14 protein-coding genes are annotated in these 17,777 nt (G+C 40.5%); 10 read left to right on the top strand and 4 right to left on the bottom strand.

The genetic code is table 11. The annotated features are described in order from the left end of the window. Nucleotides 1–31: 31 nt before the first annotated feature. The 4 genes from EGN73_RS01560 to EGN73_RS01545 form a co-directional block, all read right to left on the bottom strand. Nucleotides 32–1,372, bottom strand: coding sequence for an ABC1 kinase family protein (locus EGN73_RS01560; RefSeq protein WP_219286430.1), 1,341 nt, complete (start codon nt 1,370–1,372; stop codon nt 32–34). A gap of 5 nt (nt 1,373–1,377) precedes the next feature. Then, nucleotides 1,378–2,043 (bottom strand): TetR family transcriptional regulator C-terminal domain-containing protein, encoded by a 666-nt coding sequence (locus EGN73_RS01555; protein ID WP_219286428.1) that lies wholly within the window; start codon nt 2,041–2,043, stop codon nt 1,378–1,380. Nucleotides 2,044–2,437: 394 nt separating this feature from the next. Continuing rightward, the gene (gene hslV / locus EGN73_RS01550; protein WP_219286427.1) at nt 2,438–2,980 is read right to left on the bottom strand and encodes an ATP-dependent protease subunit HslV; all 543 of its coding nucleotides are present in this window, start codon (nt 2,978–2,980) and stop codon (nt 2,438–2,440) included. Nucleotides 2,981–3,451: 471 nt separating this feature from the next. Beyond that, nucleotides 3,452–5,134 carry a pyruvate dehydrogenase complex dihydrolipoamide acetyltransferase gene (locus EGN73_RS01545; RefSeq protein WP_219286425.1) on the bottom strand — a complete coding sequence of 561 codons (1,683 nt, stop codon included), beginning with the start codon at nt 5,132–5,134 and terminating at the stop codon, nt 3,452–3,454. A 125-nt stretch (nt 5,135–5,259) separates the two neighbouring features. Here EGN73_RS01545 and EGN73_RS01540 point away from each other — a divergent pair, with 125 nt between their 5' ends. The 10 genes from EGN73_RS01540 (at nt 5,260) to EGN73_RS01495 (ending at nt 17,762) form a co-directional block, all read left to right on the top strand. Further along, nucleotides 5,260–6,219, top strand: a complete 960-nt coding sequence (locus EGN73_RS01540) for a YheT family hydrolase (protein ID WP_219286423.1) — start codon at nt 5,260–5,262, stop codon at nt 6,217–6,219. 22 nt (nt 6,220–6,241) lie between these two features. Continuing rightward, nucleotides 6,242–6,940: an SOS response-associated peptidase gene (locus EGN73_RS01535; protein ID WP_219286421.1), complete on the top strand. Its 699-nt coding sequence runs from the start codon at nt 6,242–6,244 to the stop codon at nt 6,938–6,940. Continuing rightward, on the top strand, nt 6,937–7,842 hold the full coding sequence (locus EGN73_RS01530; RefSeq protein WP_219286419.1) for an MBL fold metallo-hydrolase: 906 nt from the start codon (nt 6,937–6,939) through the stop codon (nt 7,840–7,842). The genes EGN73_RS01535 and EGN73_RS01530 overlap by 4 nt, the downstream gene beginning before the upstream one ends. 85 nt (nt 7,843–7,927) lie before the next feature. Beyond that, on the top strand, nt 7,928–8,926 hold the full coding sequence (locus tag EGN73_RS01525; protein ID WP_219286417.1) for a 3-oxoacyl-ACP synthase III family protein: 999 nt from the start codon (nt 7,928–7,930) through the stop codon (nt 8,924–8,926). Beyond that, on the top strand, nt 8,920–9,483 hold the full coding sequence (locus EGN73_RS01520; RefSeq protein WP_219286414.1) for a hypothetical protein: 564 nt from the start codon (nt 8,920–8,922) through the stop codon (nt 9,481–9,483). The genes EGN73_RS01525 and EGN73_RS01520 overlap by 7 nt, the downstream gene beginning before the upstream one ends. An 86-nt stretch (nt 9,484–9,569) precedes the next feature. Next, the gene (locus tag EGN73_RS01515; RefSeq protein ID WP_219286412.1) at nt 9,570–11,162 is read left to right on the top strand and encodes a toxin-antitoxin system YwqK family antitoxin; all 1,593 of its coding nucleotides are present in this window, start codon (nt 9,570–9,572) and stop codon (nt 11,160–11,162) included. Between the two features lie 44 nt (nt 11,163–11,206). Beyond that, nucleotides 11,207–11,377, top strand: coding sequence for a Lacal_2735 family protein (locus tag EGN73_RS01510; protein ID WP_219286410.1), 171 nt, complete (start codon nt 11,207–11,209; stop codon nt 11,375–11,377). A 245-nt stretch (nt 11,378–11,622) separates the two neighbouring features. Further along, a complete protein-coding gene (locus EGN73_RS01505; protein WP_219286408.1) occupies nt 11,623–13,029 on the top strand; it encodes a DUF6600 domain-containing protein in 1,407 nt (468 codons plus the stop codon). Nucleotides 13,030–13,207: 178 nt separating this feature from the next. Then, complete coding sequence (locus tag EGN73_RS01500; RefSeq protein ID WP_219286406.1) at nt 13,208–14,446, top strand: ROK family protein; 1,239 nt, start codon at nt 13,208–13,210, stop codon at nt 14,444–14,446. Nucleotides 14,447–14,474: 28 nt separating this feature from the next. Next, nucleotides 14,475–17,762 carry a VCBS repeat-containing protein gene (locus tag EGN73_RS01495; protein WP_219286404.1) on the top strand — a complete coding sequence of 1,096 codons (3,288 nt, stop codon included), beginning with the start codon at nt 14,475–14,477 and terminating at the stop codon, nt 17,760–17,762. Nucleotides 17,763–17,777: the final 15 nt, after the last annotated feature.

The raw sequence follows: 17,777 nt of genomic DNA, 5'->3' as shown, positions 1-17,777 counted from the left end.
AACCTCCTGTTCGGAGGTTTTTCCAGTGCTTTCAAACAGCCTGAGCATTGGACTCCAGCCATTCCGGCTTGGTCGTTTTGACATTGGCCTGAAGCTGGTTGAGCAAGTTATAAAGACCAAAATAAGTTCTGTTGATATACAATCCATGTCTGGAACCTCTGGCCTGTCTTGATTTTTTGAACATCTTATCGTTGGAAATCCTATCTCCCAACATGAAAATCTGCTCAAAATAACTGTCATTTGCAAAATCAAAGGAATCCACATGAAAGGGTTTTCCCAGCAGTGAAATCATCTCTTTGAAAATATTTTTGAAGTACTCTTTCTCTACATCCGTATCCTTATCACTGATAAATTCCAGGTTATAGAAAATCTCATTCAATTCATCTTCATTGATCAACAGGTCCTTTTTGATCAATGAGAAGTAACCCTTGTAGAAGTCCTCAGGAAGAATTTTCACACAACCAAAGTCAATGATACCCAATTTGCCATCATTTTGAATGATAAAATTACCAGGGTGAGGATCGGCATGTACCTGCTGTAGGTTATGGACCTGATGATGGTAAAAATCCCAAAGGGACTGCCCTACCCTGTTTTTATCTTCTTGACTAGGATTGGTTTCCAGCCATTCCCTGATGTGCTTGCCATCTATCCAGTCCATGGTGATGATCCTCGCCGAACTCATTTCCTTGTAATATCCAGGAAAGGTCAATCCGCCAATATGGCTACAAGCTTGCGAAATTTCGAGAGAACGTTGCACCTCAAGTTCATAATCTGTTTCTTCTATCAGCTTGCCTTCCACTTCTTCCATGTAATGATCCAGCTCTTTTTCATTCATATTGAGCAGTCTCAAGGCAAAAGGACGGACGAGCTTAAGGTCCGAACTTACTGAATCGGCAACACCTGGGTATTGAATTTTAACGGCTAACTTTTTACCCTCTTTGGTTGCTTGGTGAACCTGACCTATGGAAGCAGCATTGACTGCAGACTTTGTGAAGCTGTCATACATCTGATCCGGCGTTTTACCGAAATACTTCATAAAGGTTTTTACCACCAAAGGGTACGACAATGGCGGTGCACTGTACTGCGCCATGGTAAACTTATCCTGATAGGCCCTAGGTAGGATATTTTTATCCATGGACATCATTTGGGCCACTTTTAGGGCCGAACCTTTGAGCTGGCTAAGAGAATTGTAAATGTCCTCCGCATTGCTGTTGTGTAATTCCTCTTTGGAAAGATTGGGATTGACTACTTTTTTGGCGTAGTGCTTCACATAGTTTCCTCCGACTTTTGCACCGGTACTGATAAATTTGGCAGCCCGTTGCACTTTGGAAACGGGAATACTCTGCTGCTCTTTGATATTTTTCTCCTTCACTGTTCCTACTTATTTTGGTACAAAAACTTGGCAAAATCTATAAATGTATCTAATGCGCTCTTACCCATAAGGTCAAAGGCAAGGTTAACGGACTTTTCAATGGCAGCATCGGTTTTTTCAAAACCTGGAGAAGTATCTTTCAGCCAAAACTGAAAAACAAACCAAACCTGTAGCCACAAAGCTTCATCATATCGATCTGAGATGATAGGCCTGCTAGCAATTTCTTCCGTCTCCTTTCCTTCCAAAATAATTTCATTGGCAAAGTCTTTAAACTTTTCACGGAATGGCTTCACTTCTTGTGGCAACAATTTTTTCAAGTCCTTGTGATGCTGATATTGGACGAGGAGGTAGGACCTGTTTTTTTTCAGTTCTTCTATCCAGGTAAAAAAGAAGCCCAATAGCTTTTCTCTGGCACTGTATTGTCTAAACACTTCCTGAGACTCCAAATTCTCTAAGGTTTCATCAAAAATCTTCACCCACACAGCGGTTTTGATAGATTCAAAAGAAGTATAATAGGAGTAAAACTCCTCTTCTTTCATTTTCAGTTCTTTGGCAAATTTGAATATTGAGGCAGGCTCATGCCCATGTTCCAAAACATAAAGAATATATCCTTCTGTAATCTTTTTCTTCGGATCTACTTTCGTACTTTTCTTAGCAGTTGTTTTTTCCATGATGCTATTTTTTACTAGCTGTATAACCTAGAAAAGGGCAATGAAGTTTAGAAAAGCTCTATAAAACGGATTAGATTTCAAAAAAATGCTTTAGACCCATAGGTGATCTCGTTTTAAAATTATTAAATATGTATATCCGCAATTATACCAATAACCAATTTAAATAAGGGCCTAGATCAATCCGATACTTATAGATATTGGATATTCATTGATATTGGCTAGAAATCATAGGTTTGTTACATTATTTTGATTCTACTTGTAAGTAAGCGGATAATCATATTATTAAATAAGAGGTCTAAGGTCATAGAAAAAATATTCAAACCATTCTTCATCCAAAAAAAAGCGATTCTTCATGCTTGAAAAATCGCTTTCTTTAAATATTGAAGATCAGGTATTAGCCATTAACTTTCTCGACCACTAGGTTATGGTTCGTATAGATGCAGACATCAGCAGCTATGCCAAGGCTTTCTCTTACCATTTCTTCAGCAGACAAGTGGGTGGCAAATTTTTTCAGCGCTCTGGCAGCAGATTGGGCATACATGCTTCCCGAACCGATAGTAGCAATTCCTAGATCAGGTTCAATCACATCTCCTGTTCCGGAAATGATCAGTATATCATCCTGATCCGCCACAATCATCATGGCTTCAAGCTTACTCAGCATCCTGTCCATTCGCCATTCTTTTGCCAGTTCTACCGCTGCACGCTTCATGTTGTTACCAAAAGCACCAAGCTTCTCCTCAAATTTCTCAAGCAGGGTAAATGCATCTGCCGTGGATCCTGCAAATCCGGTGACGATTTTCCCACCTTGCAATTTTCTGACTTTGTTTACTGTACTTTTAGCGACTGTGTTCCCCATGGTGGCCTGACCATCAGCCCCTATGACTACTTCTCCGTTGTGCTTGATAGCCACGACGGTAGTTGATTTTATTTTTTCCATTTCTTTTTTAGACTTAAGATGTGAGATATGAGACGAAAGACAAATAGCTCATTTGAAGATTTTGAGATTTGAGATGAAATAAAGAAATACACCAGTAGTGAATAAAATTATTGTGAATTGAAATATTTAACCGGCCATTTTTACAGAAATCTAATAACGAGGTTTGTCGCTACTTCTTGAATCATATAAATGATCCTTACCTATCAGACGACCGAAATATTTCAACAATATTTACTTCATGATTATATGCTTCTTTACCAATAGCATCAATTTCTGATACAAATGGGTTTTCCAAATTAATATCTATTAATATCTAATATCAATTAGTATCGAAGTTAATAAAGGAGCAGTTGTAAATAATTTTCCTGGTATCATTCCGTATATCTATCTTATATTGATGATATTCAACAACTATACAAAAACAAAAAGTCCTGACAAATCAGGACTTTTTGGCATATTTCAAATTACAGTTTAGATCAGAATACGTACAGGATCTTCCAAGAGACCTTTCAAAGTCAGTAGGAACGCAGAACCTACAGCTCCATCCACTACCCTATGGTCACAGGAAAGTGTCACTTTCATCACATTGCCTACCTGCATTTGTCCATTCTTGACGATAACAGTTTCCTTGATTCCTCCCACTGCCAAGATACAGGCATCCGGTGGATTGATGATAGCTGTGAATTCTTCTATACCAAACATCCCCAGATTAGATATGGTGAAAGTATTACCTTCCCAATCCTTGGGCTGAAGTTCTTTATTCTTGGCTTTTCCTCCTAGCGATTTAGCCTCATTGGAAATTTGAGACAGAGACTTTGAGTCAGCAAATCGGATCACAGGCACAAGAAGGCCTTCTTCTACAGCCACAGCCATTCCTATGTGAATATGGTCATTGTATCTGATCTTATCTCCTAGCCAAGAGGAATTTACTTTGGGATGCTGACGAAGGGCTGCAGCTGCAGCTTTGATCACCATGTCATTAAATGAAATCTTGACAGGAGACACTTCGTTCATACTTTTTCTGGCTTCAATAGCCTTATCCATATTGATCTCCATGGTGAGGTAGAAGTGAGGTGCAGTAAACTTGCTTTCGGCAAGTCTCTTGGCAATCACTTTCCTCATTTGGGAAACCTTCTCTTCCTTATAAGACTCCTGCCCTACTGCCGGGGCAGCTGCACCTTCAGCAGATTGAGAAGCAGCTTGGCTGGCAGGAGGAGTGAAGTTTTCAATATCCCTTTTTACTATTCTTCCATTTTCTCCGGAACCTTTTACCAAAGTAATGTCTATCCCTTTATCAGATGCCATTTTCTTGGCAAGAGGTGAAGCTTTTATTCTTTCTCCGTCAGATGATGACGAAGAAGAACCTGAAGATGAAGGTTTGCTATCTTCAGCTTTTGGTGCTTCAGATTTTTTCTCTTCTTTCTTTTCTTCTGTTTTTTTCTCCTCTGCAGGTGCTTCGGAAGAATCAGACTTGGCCTTGTGGGCTTTTAATAGTGTCTCATAGTCTGCTCCTTTTTCTCCGATGATAGCTATGACACCGTCAATCTCCACCGAATCACCAGCTTCCACACCGATATACAGTAGGTTGCCATCTTCATAAGATTCCAGTTCCATAGTAGCCTTGTCCGTTTCCACTTCGGCTATGATATCACCTGACTTTACATCATCTCCGACCTTTTTCAGCCAAGAGGCAATGGCACCTTCTGTCATGGTATCACTCATTTTAGGCATGGTGATGACAGTAGCATTGATATTTGAAGTATCTATTTCTTCTTTTGGTGAAGACTCTTTCTTGCCTTCTTCCTTTTCAGGCTTACTTTCTTCTTTCTCTTCGGATTTTTCTTCCTTTTTGTCAGATGCAGAATTTGAAGAATCCCCGCTCTCAATATCCTTAAGAAGCGCTTCGATATCTTCACCCTTTTCACCAATGATGGCAATGACACCATTGACAGGGACCGCATCTTTTTCTTCCACACCTATATAAAGAAGTATGCCTTCCTCATATGATTCTAGCTCCATGGTAGCTTTATCAGTCTCCACTTCAGCTAAAATATCTCCTGGTTTAACGGAATCTCCTACTTTTTTCAACCACGCTGCAATGACACCTTCTTCCATGGTATCACTCATTTTGGGCATTCGTATTATTTCGGCCATATGTTATTTATATCCTATTCTAAAATTAAAAGCAGTCCAAAAATAGTTCTTAAAAAGTCTACATTCAAATTTAATAGTAGTATTTTCAGGATTGAAAACAGCGCAATTCCCCAATTTGTTTGAAGATGCCCCTCATAAAAAAGATTGAATATGATCATCCCAAATGGCAATTTAACGGTCATTTACAGACGATAATACCAAGTGTTTTTAGGCAGGCATTTCCCTTACCATTTGAAAGAGAAAGAGTTAATACCCCTGACGGAGACTTTCTGGACCTCGACTGGCTAAGGAAGGGATCCGAAAAACTGGTCATCATCAGCCATGGATTGGAGGGCAATAGTAGAAGGCCTTATATGACAGGAATGGCAAGACATTTTTTTACCAACGGCTTTGATGTGCTTACCTGGAATTACCGTGGATGCAGTGAAGAATTGAATAAAAAACCGATTTTCTATCATTCCGGTGCCACGTATGACCTGGACTCAGTGGTACAGCACGCTCAAAAACCCTACAGTGAAATCTTTCTCATCGGTTTTAGCCTGGGTGGCAATCTAACTTTAAAATACGCAGGTGAAATAGGAGAACGATCTGGAAAGCTCAAAAAAGCGGTAGCAATCAGTGTCCCCTTGCATTTGGAGTCTTCCTCTATCAAAATATCTACAGGAGAAAACATCATCTATGCCAACCGATTTTTGAAAACTTTAAAAGAAAAAGTCATCCAAAAAGCCAATGCTTTTCCTGATGAAATTCCTGTAGGCATCCTCAGAAAAATAAAAACCCTCAAAGATTTCGATGATCACTTTACAGGGCCTTTGCATGGATTTAAAGATGCTCACGACTATTACGAGAAAAATTCTTCCTTGTATTTTCTGGAAAAAATCCAGTTACCAAGTCTCATTCTCAATGCGCAAAACGATCCCTTTCTGAGTGAAAAATGTTTCCCTATCACTCTGGGAAGAGAACTGTCTAATGTGTGGATGGAATTCCCTAAATATGGAGGACATGTCGGCTTCAGCCCAAGAAAAAAGGAAGATATCTATTGGTCGGAGCGCAGGGCATTTGAATTTATCACCAGAGATCTGTAATTTTCAAAAAATCAATGCGTTCATGTGCGGAAGATATTCACTCAGCAAAAGTAAAATAGAATTAGAAGAAAGATTTCAGGCAGAAATGCTCGGGGAATTCAAGCCGAGATACAACATTGCCCCCACCCAACTTGTGCCTGTCATTACTTCTGACAGCCCAAAAGGCTTTTCATTTTTCTATTGGGGCATCACACCGGATTTTGCCAAAAACAAGCCCGTTTCCCAGAAATTCATTAATGCGAAGGCAGAAACGGTTAATCAAAAAGCCTCCTTCAAAAACTCCTTTGTCTCAAGACGATGCCTTATACCTGCCGATGGATTCTATGAATGGAAAAAAGTGGGAAAAAAGACCAAAATTCCCTACCGCTTTACAGTGAAAGAAGGCGAAGCTTTTGCTTTTGCAGGGATTTGGGAAGAATATGAGAATGAAGCGGGGGAAACCAAACACACCTTTTTGATACTGACCACTGAGCCCAACTCTTTGGTAAGTGACATCCATGACAGGATGCCCGTTATTTTGGCTAAGGAAAATGAAAAAAAATGGCTGGATAAGTACACTCCTGAAAATGACCTTCTTTCCATGCTAAAAACTTACTCTGCCGACACCATGCTAAGCTATACAGTTTCCCAGCAGGTCAATCAGATCAAAAACGATAATCCTTCCCTGATCAGAAAAACATCCCCCATGGATCAATTTGGAAATTACACCCTTTTCGGATGAGAGAAAAAATCCACATCAATGATTTAAAATTTTTGGAAACAGAAGAAGCCATTGCCTGTTTCCTGATTGAAACTACATCAGGTCCCATTATGATAGAAACGGGCCCGGAAAGCACCTTCCCCCAACTTGAAAAAGGTATCACTGACCTTGGCTGGAGCCTTAAAGAAATTCAGGGTGTATTTCTTTCACATATACATTTTGACCATGCCGGTGCTGCTTGGAAGCTGGCAGCTTTAGGAGTAGATATATATCTACATCCAGCAGGTGTCCCCCACCTCCATCAGCCTGAAAAGCTATGGAATTCGGCAGCTCAGATTTATGGCGACCAGATGGAATACCTTTGGGGAAAAATGGAACCTATACCACAGGCCAAGCTAAAACCAGTTTCACACCTTGAGGAGGTGACAATTGGCAATGTCAAGTTGAAATCTTTGCATACTCCCGGACATGCCAGCCATCATATCAGCTGGATGGTTGGAGATGTGATTTTCACCGGAGATGTAGCAGGTGTGAAAATCGGAAACGGCCATGTAGTTCCCCCCTGCCCTCCACCTGATATACACTTGGAGGATTGGAAAAAATCCTTGGACATTCTTCGTAAAGAAGATGCAAAAATGCTTTTTCTGACACACTTTGGACGCATTGATGAAATTTCAAGGCATCTGGATCATTTGGAAAACACCTTGGACACCTGGGCTTTGTGGATCAAACCTCACTTTGAAAATAATAGGGATCAAAAAGAAATCATACCTGAATTTATGAAATTCACCCAACAACAGCTTAGGGATGAGGGTTGTACTGATGAGTTGATCAAAGTGTATGAATATGCTAATCCAAGTTGGATGTCGGTCGCTGGTTTGTACAGGTACTGGAAATTAAAAAGCCAAGGAAGAATTCAATGATCTTCTCTTTTTGCGAATAGGACTATAAAGTGGGATATTTGTACTGCTCAAGAAGAATTTCCTAAGAACCCAAATAACTTAGTTTATGAAAAAATCAAAAATAAAAGGTGTAGGCCATTATGTTCCAGAGCGGGTGATCACCAATGATTACCTATCCGGAATTATGAATACCAATAATGAATGGATTGTGGAGCGTACCGGTATTCAGGAAAGAAGGTGGTTTACCCCTGGGAAAGATACCGTTACCAGTATGTCAGCAGCAGCATCAAAGATGGCGTTGGAACGGGCAGGACTACAAGCTTCTGATATAGATTTTATTGTTTTTGCAACGATTACCCCTGACTATTTCCTTCCGGGAAATGGAGTTCTTTTACAAAGAGAACTAGGAATGCAAGGAATTGGAGCCTTGGACATACGAAATGCCTGTTCGGGATTTATTTATGCACTCTCGGTGGCAGATCAGTTTATCAAGACCGGAATGTACCGCAACATCTTGGTGGTAGGCGCCGAAATACAGTCTTCCGCTTTGGATAAAAGTGATGAAGGCAGATCCAGCGCGGTGATATTTGCTGATGGAGCGGGAGCAGCTGTACTAAGTGTCAGTGAAAATGAGGATTCATGCATTCTTTCCACTCACTTACATGCCGACGGTGACTATGCAGAAGAATTATATTGCAGTGATCCGGGCAGCAGCAGAGAAGTAAGGATATCCCCTGAGATGATTGATGCAGGTGATTTTTTCTTGAAGATGAATGGCAATGCCGTTTTCAAACATGCTGTAGTAAGGTTTTCGGAAGTAATCCAGGAAGCCTTGGACGCAAATGCCAAAGACAAATCGGAAATTGATCTTTTGGTACCTCACCAGGCCAACCTCAGGATCAGCAATTATATCCAGCAAAAACTCGGTCTGCCCGATGAAAAAGTTTTCAACAATATCATGCACTTGGGTAATACTACAGCAGCCACTATCCCTATCGCTTTAAGCGAAGCTTGGGAACAAGGAAGGCTAAAAGAAGGTGATTTGGTATGTCTAGCTGCTTTTGGAAGCGGATTTACATGGGCTTCAGCTTTGCTAAAATGGTGAATGAACAAAAGGACAAAATTGATCTGGAATTTTTGGAAAGCGCAAACTCTTTTTTCAAAAATTATGCTGTAGAAAAGAAAAAAATCCTTGATTTATTTACCGAATTAGCGAATGCTTTTCCCATAAGAGACCAAGTTGGAAGATATATCCATTCCAAAGGCAATAAAATCAGTCAAGGTTATAACTTGGATGGCTTTCCCTATCAAGTGCTCGACATAGGAAGAAATTTCGATATAGATCATGGCTTCAATATTCGCATCTTGCATTGGGTCGGTAAGGGAATGTTCTTTTTTGTCTATTTAGGTGGGGAAAAAGTAAACAAATATCTCTCTGGAATAAAAGATTCAGCAGTGGAAAGCTATTTTTATTCTCTTAAAAAACCTTTTGCATACCCAGAAATCCTCGTTCAGTCTTTGCCGGTAAAAGATGTTAAACCAGTTGATAATCCGGGCAATTTGATGATAGTATGGGAAAAAATTATTCTTGAAAGAGAGTTTTTAAAAAACTTTGACATGTTGTTGGAAAAGATAGGCAAGGCATTTGATTATACATTTTAGGTTTTCCTATTTTGGACAATTTAACCTAATTTAGAACCGAGTAGTTAAGATTTCGTAATCTTTAGACAAACATAGATTCCTCATATATGAAATATATTTTTGGTATTGTCACCTTTTGCTTATTCAGTCTCAACGTCTGGAGCCAAGGAAATTCCAATGTTGTATCCATTTATAATGCTGATTCTACCCTTATGGGAACTGGAATTATGAACAACGGACTAATGGAAGGTCTCTGGAAATTTGAAAACCCAAAAACCAATAGACTGATACAGACCATTACGTTCAGACAGGGCCTGAGAGACGGTCTTGCCATTGTATTTCATAGCAATGGAAACAGGCAGTTGGAAGCCGAGTACAAGGACAACAAATTGAATGGCGTTTTTCGTGAATATGACTCCACCGGTGCTATGAAGCTAGACCGGGTCTTCAAAGACAGTGTAGCCATAGGCCCTTACCGGGAATATTACGGCAGATCAGGTCAACCGGATTTTTTCAACCCCAGACAGATCAAAGTAGAAGGCCAGTTTGCAGAGGGCAAAAGAGATGGCAGATGGGTCACTTATTACAACAATGGTGAACCTGCAATCATACAAACTTACGAAAAGGGAAATCAGCACGGCACCTATCAGGAATTTTCTATAGATGGTGATCTCCTTCTGACCGTCAATTATCAGGACAACAGGCCTCATGGCACATTTACCCGCTATTCTTTCAATAAAATAGTAGAAGAAAGAGGCGAATACAACAATGGCCGTAGAGTCGGTAAATGGGAATCTTTCTTTCCTGGGACAAGAGTGCTTGAGTCTGAAAGGAATTATGATGAGAGAGGCAACAGAACTGGAGAATGGAAATTTTACTATGAAAACAGAAGGTTAGCAAGAATCGAGAGGTACGAAAATGATATTCCCGTAGGAACATGGGAAGAGTATTTCCCTAACCGAAGTCTATCCAAGAAGAAAACTTATGAGTTAGGTTTGCCTGTAGGAGAATATGAAGAGTTTCATGCCAATGGCAAAGTCTCTGTGAAAGGTCAGTATAAAAGTGGGGTAAAAGATGGACTTTGGAGGAATTTCTTTCCCGAAGGTACTCTATATTCAATTGGGGAATATAGAAATGACCTAAAGACCGGTCTTTGGAAATATTTCAACAAAATAGGCGTACTTATCGCTGAAGGCGAATATTCATTGGGATCAGAAAATGGACAATGGATTTATTATTATGACGGTGGTCAGCTTAAATCCATTGGAAGTTATTTTCTTGGCTTCGAAAACGGTGTTTGGGGTTTGTTTTATGACAATAAGCAACTGACGCAGGAAGAAACCTGGAGCAATGGCAGACTGATGAATGTCTCTGATTACAATACTTATGATGGTAGTGGTACTTTGGATAAAGGTACACTTCAGGATGGTAACGGTACAAGAATCACTTATTACACCTCAGGTAAAAAGGAGTCTGAGGGAAATTATGAAATGGGCAAGCCTGAAGGCACCTGGATATATTTCCATGAAAATGGAAACAAAGCTTCTGAAGGAAAAATGGAAGATGGCAAGAAAGAAGGTGCATGGAGATACTACAATCAAAATGGCCGACTGGAACAGATCATCAATTTCAAAGACGATGAAATCGTAACGGAAGAAGATGAAATGAGAAGTGAAATACCATTCACCAACTTCAACTGATAAAACCATATTGCTACTTTTCAGTTCTATTTCTAAAAAAGGACATGTTTGGACTATTTAAGAAAAAGACAGAACTGGAAAAGCTTCAGGAAACATACAAGAGTCTGCTGGAAAAATCACATAAGATTTCTCACAGTAATAGGACTGAGGCAGATAAGTTGATGGCAGAGGCAGAAGAAGTCGCCAAGAAGATAGATACTTTGAAAAAGAAGTGATCAAAAATCCGGGAATTCCCGGATTTTTTTATGTTTAACAGTGGAACTTTTCTTATTGCCAATCCCACTCCGCTTAAGTTATTGATATACAGGATAGATTTTTTTCATTTTCTCCGAAACCATTATCAATATGAAAATTTGCTAAAACGGTTTTGCTAATTTTTTATTCTTTTTATTAAAATTTTAACAAAACTTAATTTCATTTTTTAGCGTAAAATCAACCAAACACACTAAATCCTATTATCATGAAAACTACAATCCTATATCGAATATGCATGGTGCTGATGCTAGGCGTCGGTATGGCTCTGTTCCAGAGAGCTGATGCAGCCCCTCACAATGGTAGTGTTTCATTTCAGATATTCTATAATGAACTTGCACCATACGGAGACTGGGTAATGGACCCTAATCATGGCTATGTTTGGGTACCTTATGTAGATGCCAACTTCCAGCCTTATGTAACCAATGGCTACTGGACCATGACCAATTTTGGCAATACTTGGGTGTCCAATTACGTATGGGGATGGGCCCCTTTCCATTATGGAAGGTGGTTCTGGAGTGACTTCTACGGTTGGGCCTGGGTTCCCGGATATGAGTGGGGACCGGCTTGGGTCAGCTGGAGAACCGGTGGAGGATACTATGGATGGGCTCCTTTAGGCCCTGGCATGCACGTAAACATTGGTATTTACATGCCAGCAAGACACTGGGTCTTTTTACCTCAAAGAAGGTTCAGAGCTAGGTATTTCCACAGATACTTTATCCCTAGTCACAATGTGGTGAATGTGTATAACAAAACCACCATCATCAACAATACCTACGTAAACAATAATACCACATATTATACAGGTCCGTCTAGAACTGAGCTTCAAAGAACTACCAGATCAAATGTCCCGGTATATCAGGTCAATGAAACCAATAGACCTGGACGAAACACCTTGAACAACAATACCCTCAGTGTGTATAGACCTCAGGTAGCTTCCTCCAGATCAGTAAATGATGCAGCAAGGCCTCAAAGAGCAATTACCGCGGACGAGTTTAAGAACACTGACAGAAGAAGTAGGATCAATCAGAATGCTCAAAATAGCAGAAACAACCAGGCTGTTCAGAGTGCAGGGTCTGCTACTAGGGGTAACACTCAAGGAACAAGGATTCAGAGTACCCCACAGAGTCAAAGCAGAACTGCTGCTCCTGCTACCAGAAATACCAACAGAGAAGCTATCAGGGGTTCTGGATCTTCAAGAAGCAACCAAACTGCAACTAGCCCTGCTCAAAGAAACAATTCCAGGGTACAGCAATCAGGAACCAATCAAAGGTCTTCTGCCCCAGCGGTCAACCAAAGAAGCAACAGAAATCAAAATAGCTCAACTGTACGGCCTCAGCAAAACCAAAGGTCAAGTTCTCCTGCGGTAAGAAGTGGTTCGCAATCAAGAAGCAGTTCTCCTGCTGTCAGAAGCGGAGGATCATCAAATAGATCCAGCAGTCCGGCAGTAAGAAGCAGCGCTCCGAGCAGGCAAAGTAGCCCTAGGGTGAGCAGTGGATCTTCAAGCAGACAAAGCTCCCCTGCGGTCAGATCTGCACCTAGCAGGAGCAGTTCATCAGGAACCAGCTCCAGAAGCTCTTCAGGCAGAAGCTCTTCAGGCAGAGGAGGGAATTAAAATTAAAGGAGAAAGCCACCTTAGCGGTGGCTTTCTCCTTTAATTTCGATAACCCTCCCTTAAATTTTTAAAAATTGACCAGATTTTAATCGAGTTTTTGATAGTATCATCTATTTTTTTACTTAAGCCATTTTATTATTCTATAAATTTTTACTTATTTGATCTAAATTTTTAACACATGAACCTAATTAACCCGAAGAAATCACTCGAAAAAGCTGATGGTGTAGTAGAAATGAAAAGCTACATCAACAAATTAAAGCTGATCAAGAATTTATATACAAAAGGCAGCAACACTGCAGGAGAAATGTGCAATGAAGTCGGTATAAGCTTACCCACCGTAAACTCTCTGTTGAGCGATCTGATGAACTCAGGAGAAGTCATCAAACATGGCAGAGCGGAATCCCAAGGAGGAAGAAAACCGGACCTGTACAGACTTGCTGAGGATGCTTTCTACATAGTGTCAGTCGATATCAATAAATTCAGAACACGCGTGGCGATATACAACAGCCTCAACAATTCTGTGACTGAACCTGAAATACTGAAACTCCAGCTCAACAATGAAAAAGAGACTTTTGACAAAATTTGTGAGTTCATTGAAGAGCATAAAAAAAAGTCCGGAGTTTCTGAAAACAAGATTATAGCCATAGGTATCTCCATGCCGGGTTTGATTGATTCAGCTAACGGTGTCAACCATACCTATTTAAAGTTTGGTAAAAAAAGTTTGTTGGAAAACTTCGAGTCAAAATTAGGTAGGCAGGTTTTCTTGGAAAATGATGCCCGGGCCATGACATTAGCGGAGTTTAAGTTTGGCCAAAAAGAATCCCATAAAAATGTGCTCGGCATATTTATAGGCTGGGGAATCGGTATAGGTATCATAATAGATGGCAAACTTTATCATGGGGCATCTGGCTTTGCGGGAGAATTCAGCCACTCTCCTATTTTTGAAAACAGCGAAAACAATTCAATCAATAAAAACACCAGCCTGGAAACAGTCGCATCAGGAACTGCCATAGTTAAAATGGCCAATGAAGCCATACAGCTTGACGAAGACTCCATTTTGGCCAGAATGGTCAAGGAAAATGATCATGAAATAGAACCGGCTTTAGTGGTAGAAGCCGCATTGGCAGGAGATCAGCGTGCCATCACCATTCTATCCGAAGCAGGTCTCTTTCTGGGAAGAGGAATTTCTATCCTCTTGCAACTCCTAAATCCAGAGCTTATCATATTGGGTGGATCTGTGGCAGAAGCCAAACAGTACCTGACTATACCAATTCAACAAGCTTTGAATATTTATAGCATGCCTAAAACGAGGGAAAGTACCGACCTTACTATCTATAAACTTGGCAAAGAAGTGGGACTGCTTGGAGGAGTGGCAGTAGTCAACGAAAAAATATTCGAAGAAATTTTCCAGGCTTAGGAAAGAAAAATTAAGACCTGAGTGCAGTATGAAGTTTACAGTGTATTTTCTACTTATTTCAATATTGCTTTTTGCCGGAGTGATTCCATTTGGAGAAATTCCAGCAAACAAGTCTGCTTATTTTGAATCCATCTCTTCGAGAAAGTCAGGGGTCAGTTTCAATAACAAACTTACAGAAGACAAAAGCAACAACATCCTGACTTACGAGTACTTTTATAATGGAGGTGGAGTGGCTGTAGGGGACTTCAACAATGACGGTTTGGAGGATATTTTTTTCACCGGAAACATGACAGAAAACAAACTGTACCTCAACCTTGGTGATTTCAAATTCAGAGATATTACCAAGTCTGCAGGAGTTGGAGGCAAAAAATCATGGACTACAGGAGTGAGCGTGGTGGATATCAATGGAGATGGCCTTTTGGATATTTATGTGTGCTACTCCGGAAATGGAAACCTGGATAGCCGAAGAAACGAGCTATTTATCAACCAGGGAGACCTTACCTTTGTAGAGTCAGCCAAAGACTACGGCTTAGATGACCCTTCCAATTCTACCCAAGCCCTTTTTTTTGATTTTGACAATGACGGTGACCTTGACCTGTATTTGCTTAATCACCATATAGAAGTCATCAATGAAATAGAATTTGACGATGCAAGGCAAAAAAGGCATCCCTTTGCAGGTGATAAATTGTACAGAAATGATGGGGGAAAATTCACAGACATCACCCAAGAAGCGGGCATAAAAGGTTCTGCCTTAGGTTTCGGGCTTGGAGTAGTAGCTTCTGATCTGAATGGTGACGGCTGGATTGACCTGTATGTAAGCAATGATTACATAGAGCCCGACTACCTTTATATTAATAATGGAGATGGTACTTTCTCAGACAGATTGCCTGATTACTTGCAGCATATCTCCCATTTTTCCATGGGCCTGGACATTGCTGATATGAACAATGACGGCCTTCCTGACATTTTTACTTTGGACATGCTTCCAGAAGATAACAAGCGGCAAAAACTACTCTATGGCCCGGAGAACTATGAACAGTATGCCCTGATGGTCAATCGCGGATTTTATCACCAAAATATGAGAAATATGCTCCATTTAAATCATGGAGAAGGAATGTTCAGCGAAATCGGTCAGCTCTCGGGGATTTCCAACACAGATTGGTCCTGGTCTGCTTTGTTTTTTGATGCGGACAATGATGGGCACAAGGACCTCTTTGTCACCAACGGATATTATCGAGATTATACTAACAGGGATTTTTTAAAATACAAAGGAGATTATTACTTCAAAACAGCTGTAGCAGGAGAAAAAGCGGACACACTTCACTTGGTTACTTCCATGAGTTCTACGCCCATCTCCAATTATTTTTTCGGGAATACTGGCAATCTCACCTTCCAAAATCACACTAGAGATGCCGGATTGCACCAGCCCAATTTCTCAAGTGGCGCTGTCTATGCAGACTTAAATAATGATGGAAAACTTGATCTGATCGTCAACAATATCAACCAAGCTGCTTCTATTTACAGGAACAACCATCCAGCTGAAAACTATTTTATCAAAGTAAAACTGGAAGGAAATTCAGGCAACACATCAGGAATTGGAAGCAAAGTAACAGTATACACCTCAGAAGGCAATTACTTTCAGGAACAGTCACCCGTAAGGGGTTTCCAATCCTCTGTGAGTACAACTTTGCATTTTGGACTGGGAGGAAATTCCAAAATCGATTCTATAAAAGTGATTTGGCCTGGAGGAAAGTCTTCTGTGATCCAAAATCCTAAAGTCAATACCACACTTTCCATCAAAGAAAATGAAGCTTCCATGGGTCATCAGACCTACGAAAAACCCAAACCCATTTTTACCAACGGAGCAAATCCAATTCCTTACCGACATGAGGAATATGGTTTCAACGATTTCAAAAGAGAGCCCATGTTGCTTGAAATGCCCTCCTATATCGGCCCTATAATGGCTGCCGGAGACGTAAGTGGTAATGGCTTGGAAGAAGTATTTGTAGGGGGCACTAAAGGTTATCCAGGTAAAATGTTCCGCCAAGAAAATGGTGAATGGAAAACTTACAGCGTGTTTGAATCCGACGAAGAATTCACAGATGCCAGTGCGGTCTTTTTTGACGCTGATGGAGATGGTCTTCTGGATCTTTACATCGCGAGCGGAGGATACCATGATTACTTAAGCAGCGATGAATCTTTACAGGACAGGTTATACCTCAATGACGGGCAAGGCAATTTAAAGATAAGCGCCGACAAGCTCCCCAGAATCAGGTCAAGTGCGTCCAAGGTAGTCTCTTTTGACTTTGATGGAGACGGACATTTAGACCTATTTGTGGCAGGTAGGATTGTTCCTGGAAAATATCCCGAATCGCCCAAAAGCATTCTTTTATTAAATGATGGTAGAGGGAATTTTTCAGATATTTCAGAAATGGCACTTCCGGAAGGCGGCAAGCTGGGTATGATCAGAGATGTAGCAGTCCTTGATTTAAATGGTAATGGAAGAAAGGACTTGATTTTGGCAGGAGAATATACCCCAATCATATTTCTTGAAAATACTGAAGGTGAAAAATTTCAGGACAAAAGCTTGGAATACCTTCCCGATAACCCTCTAGGCTGGTGGACGAAATTAGAGGCAGGCGATTTCAATAATGATGGAAAAATGGACGTAATAGCTGGAAATTTTGGCTTGAATTCACAATTTAACCCATCTTCAGACGAACCACTTAGCCTCTATTTCGGCGATTTTGATGACAACTCTTCGATAGATCCTATTTTAAGTTATTTTATACAAGGTAAAGAATATCCTTTTCCAAGCCGGGACGAGCTTTTGGATCAGATGTACAGCATGAGAAGCAAGTTTACCGATTACGAATCTTATGCAAATGCCACAATAGAAAAGGTGTTGGGAAAAGAGGGGCTTAAAAAAGCATCCATCCTGAAAGCTAACGAATTGAGGTCAATGGTTTTGATCAACAATGGAGGCTTATTTGAAGCCACTCCACTTCCAATTGAGGCACAATTTGCTCCTGTTTATGCCATTCAGGTTTTGGATTTTGATGAAGACGGTAATCCTGATCTACTTTTGGCAGGAAATCAATCTCAAATAAGGTTAAGGCTGGGTGTCATTGATGCCAGTTATGGCCAGCTTTTTAGAGGCAAAGGCGATGGTGAATTTGATTACATAGACCAACAAAAGTCTGGGCTCCGGCTATATGGAGATGTCAAATCCATTGTAAATTTGCCTTCACAACCAAAAAAGTATTATTTTGGAGTAAACAACGGGGCCATTCAGGCCATTGAGCTCAATCCATAATGCTGTTACTATTTC

The sequence above is a fragment of the Arthrospiribacter ruber genome, from assembly GCF_019343195.1.
GTDB lineage: Bacteria > Bacteroidota > Bacteroidia > Cytophagales > Cyclobacteriaceae > Arthrospiribacter > Arthrospiribacter ruber.
The sequence above is the reverse complement of the archived record's forward strand: the minus strand, read 5'-3'. Positions and strand labels throughout refer to the sequence as shown.

Bases quoted from the DNA above. Each gene is read 5' to 3' on its own strand.
- EGN73_RS01555 (WP_219286428.1), bottom strand. From the start codon at position 2,043: ATGGAAAAAACAACTGCTAAGAAAAGTACGAAAGTAGATCCGAAGAAA.
- hslV (WP_219286427.1), bottom strand. From the start codon at position 2,980: ATGGAAAAAATAAAATCAACTACCGTCGTGGCTATCAAGCACAACGGA.
- EGN73_RS01545 (WP_219286425.1), bottom strand. From the start codon at position 5,134: ATGGCCGAAATAATACGAATGCCCAAAATGAGTGATACCATGGAAGAA.
- EGN73_RS01540 (WP_219286423.1), top strand. From the start codon at position 5,260: ATGCCCCTCATAAAAAAGATTGAATATGATCATCCCAAATGGCAATTT.
- EGN73_RS01535 (WP_219286421.1), top strand. From the start codon at position 6,242: ATGTGCGGAAGATATTCACTCAGCAAAAGTAAAATAGAATTAGAAGAA.
- EGN73_RS01530 (WP_219286419.1), top strand. From the start codon at position 6,937: ATGAGAGAAAAAATCCACATCAATGATTTAAAATTTTTGGAAACAGAA.
- EGN73_RS01525 (WP_219286417.1), top strand. From the start codon at position 7,928: ATGAAAAAATCAAAAATAAAAGGTGTAGGCCATTATGTTCCAGAGCGG.
- EGN73_RS01520 (WP_219286414.1), top strand. From the start codon at position 8,920: ATGGTGAATGAACAAAAGGACAAAATTGATCTGGAATTTTTGGAAAGC.
- EGN73_RS01515 (WP_219286412.1), top strand. From the start codon at position 9,570: ATGAAATATATTTTTGGTATTGTCACCTTTTGCTTATTCAGTCTCAAC.
- EGN73_RS01510 (WP_219286410.1), top strand. From the start codon at position 11,207: ATGTTTGGACTATTTAAGAAAAAGACAGAACTGGAAAAGCTTCAGGAA.
- EGN73_RS01505 (WP_219286408.1), top strand. From the start codon at position 11,623: ATGAAAACTACAATCCTATATCGAATATGCATGGTGCTGATGCTAGGC.
- EGN73_RS01500 (WP_219286406.1), top strand. From the start codon at position 13,208: ATGAACCTAATTAACCCGAAGAAATCACTCGAAAAAGCTGATGGTGTA.
- EGN73_RS01495 (WP_219286404.1), top strand. From the start codon at position 14,475: ATGAAGTTTACAGTGTATTTTCTACTTATTTCAATATTGCTTTTTGCC.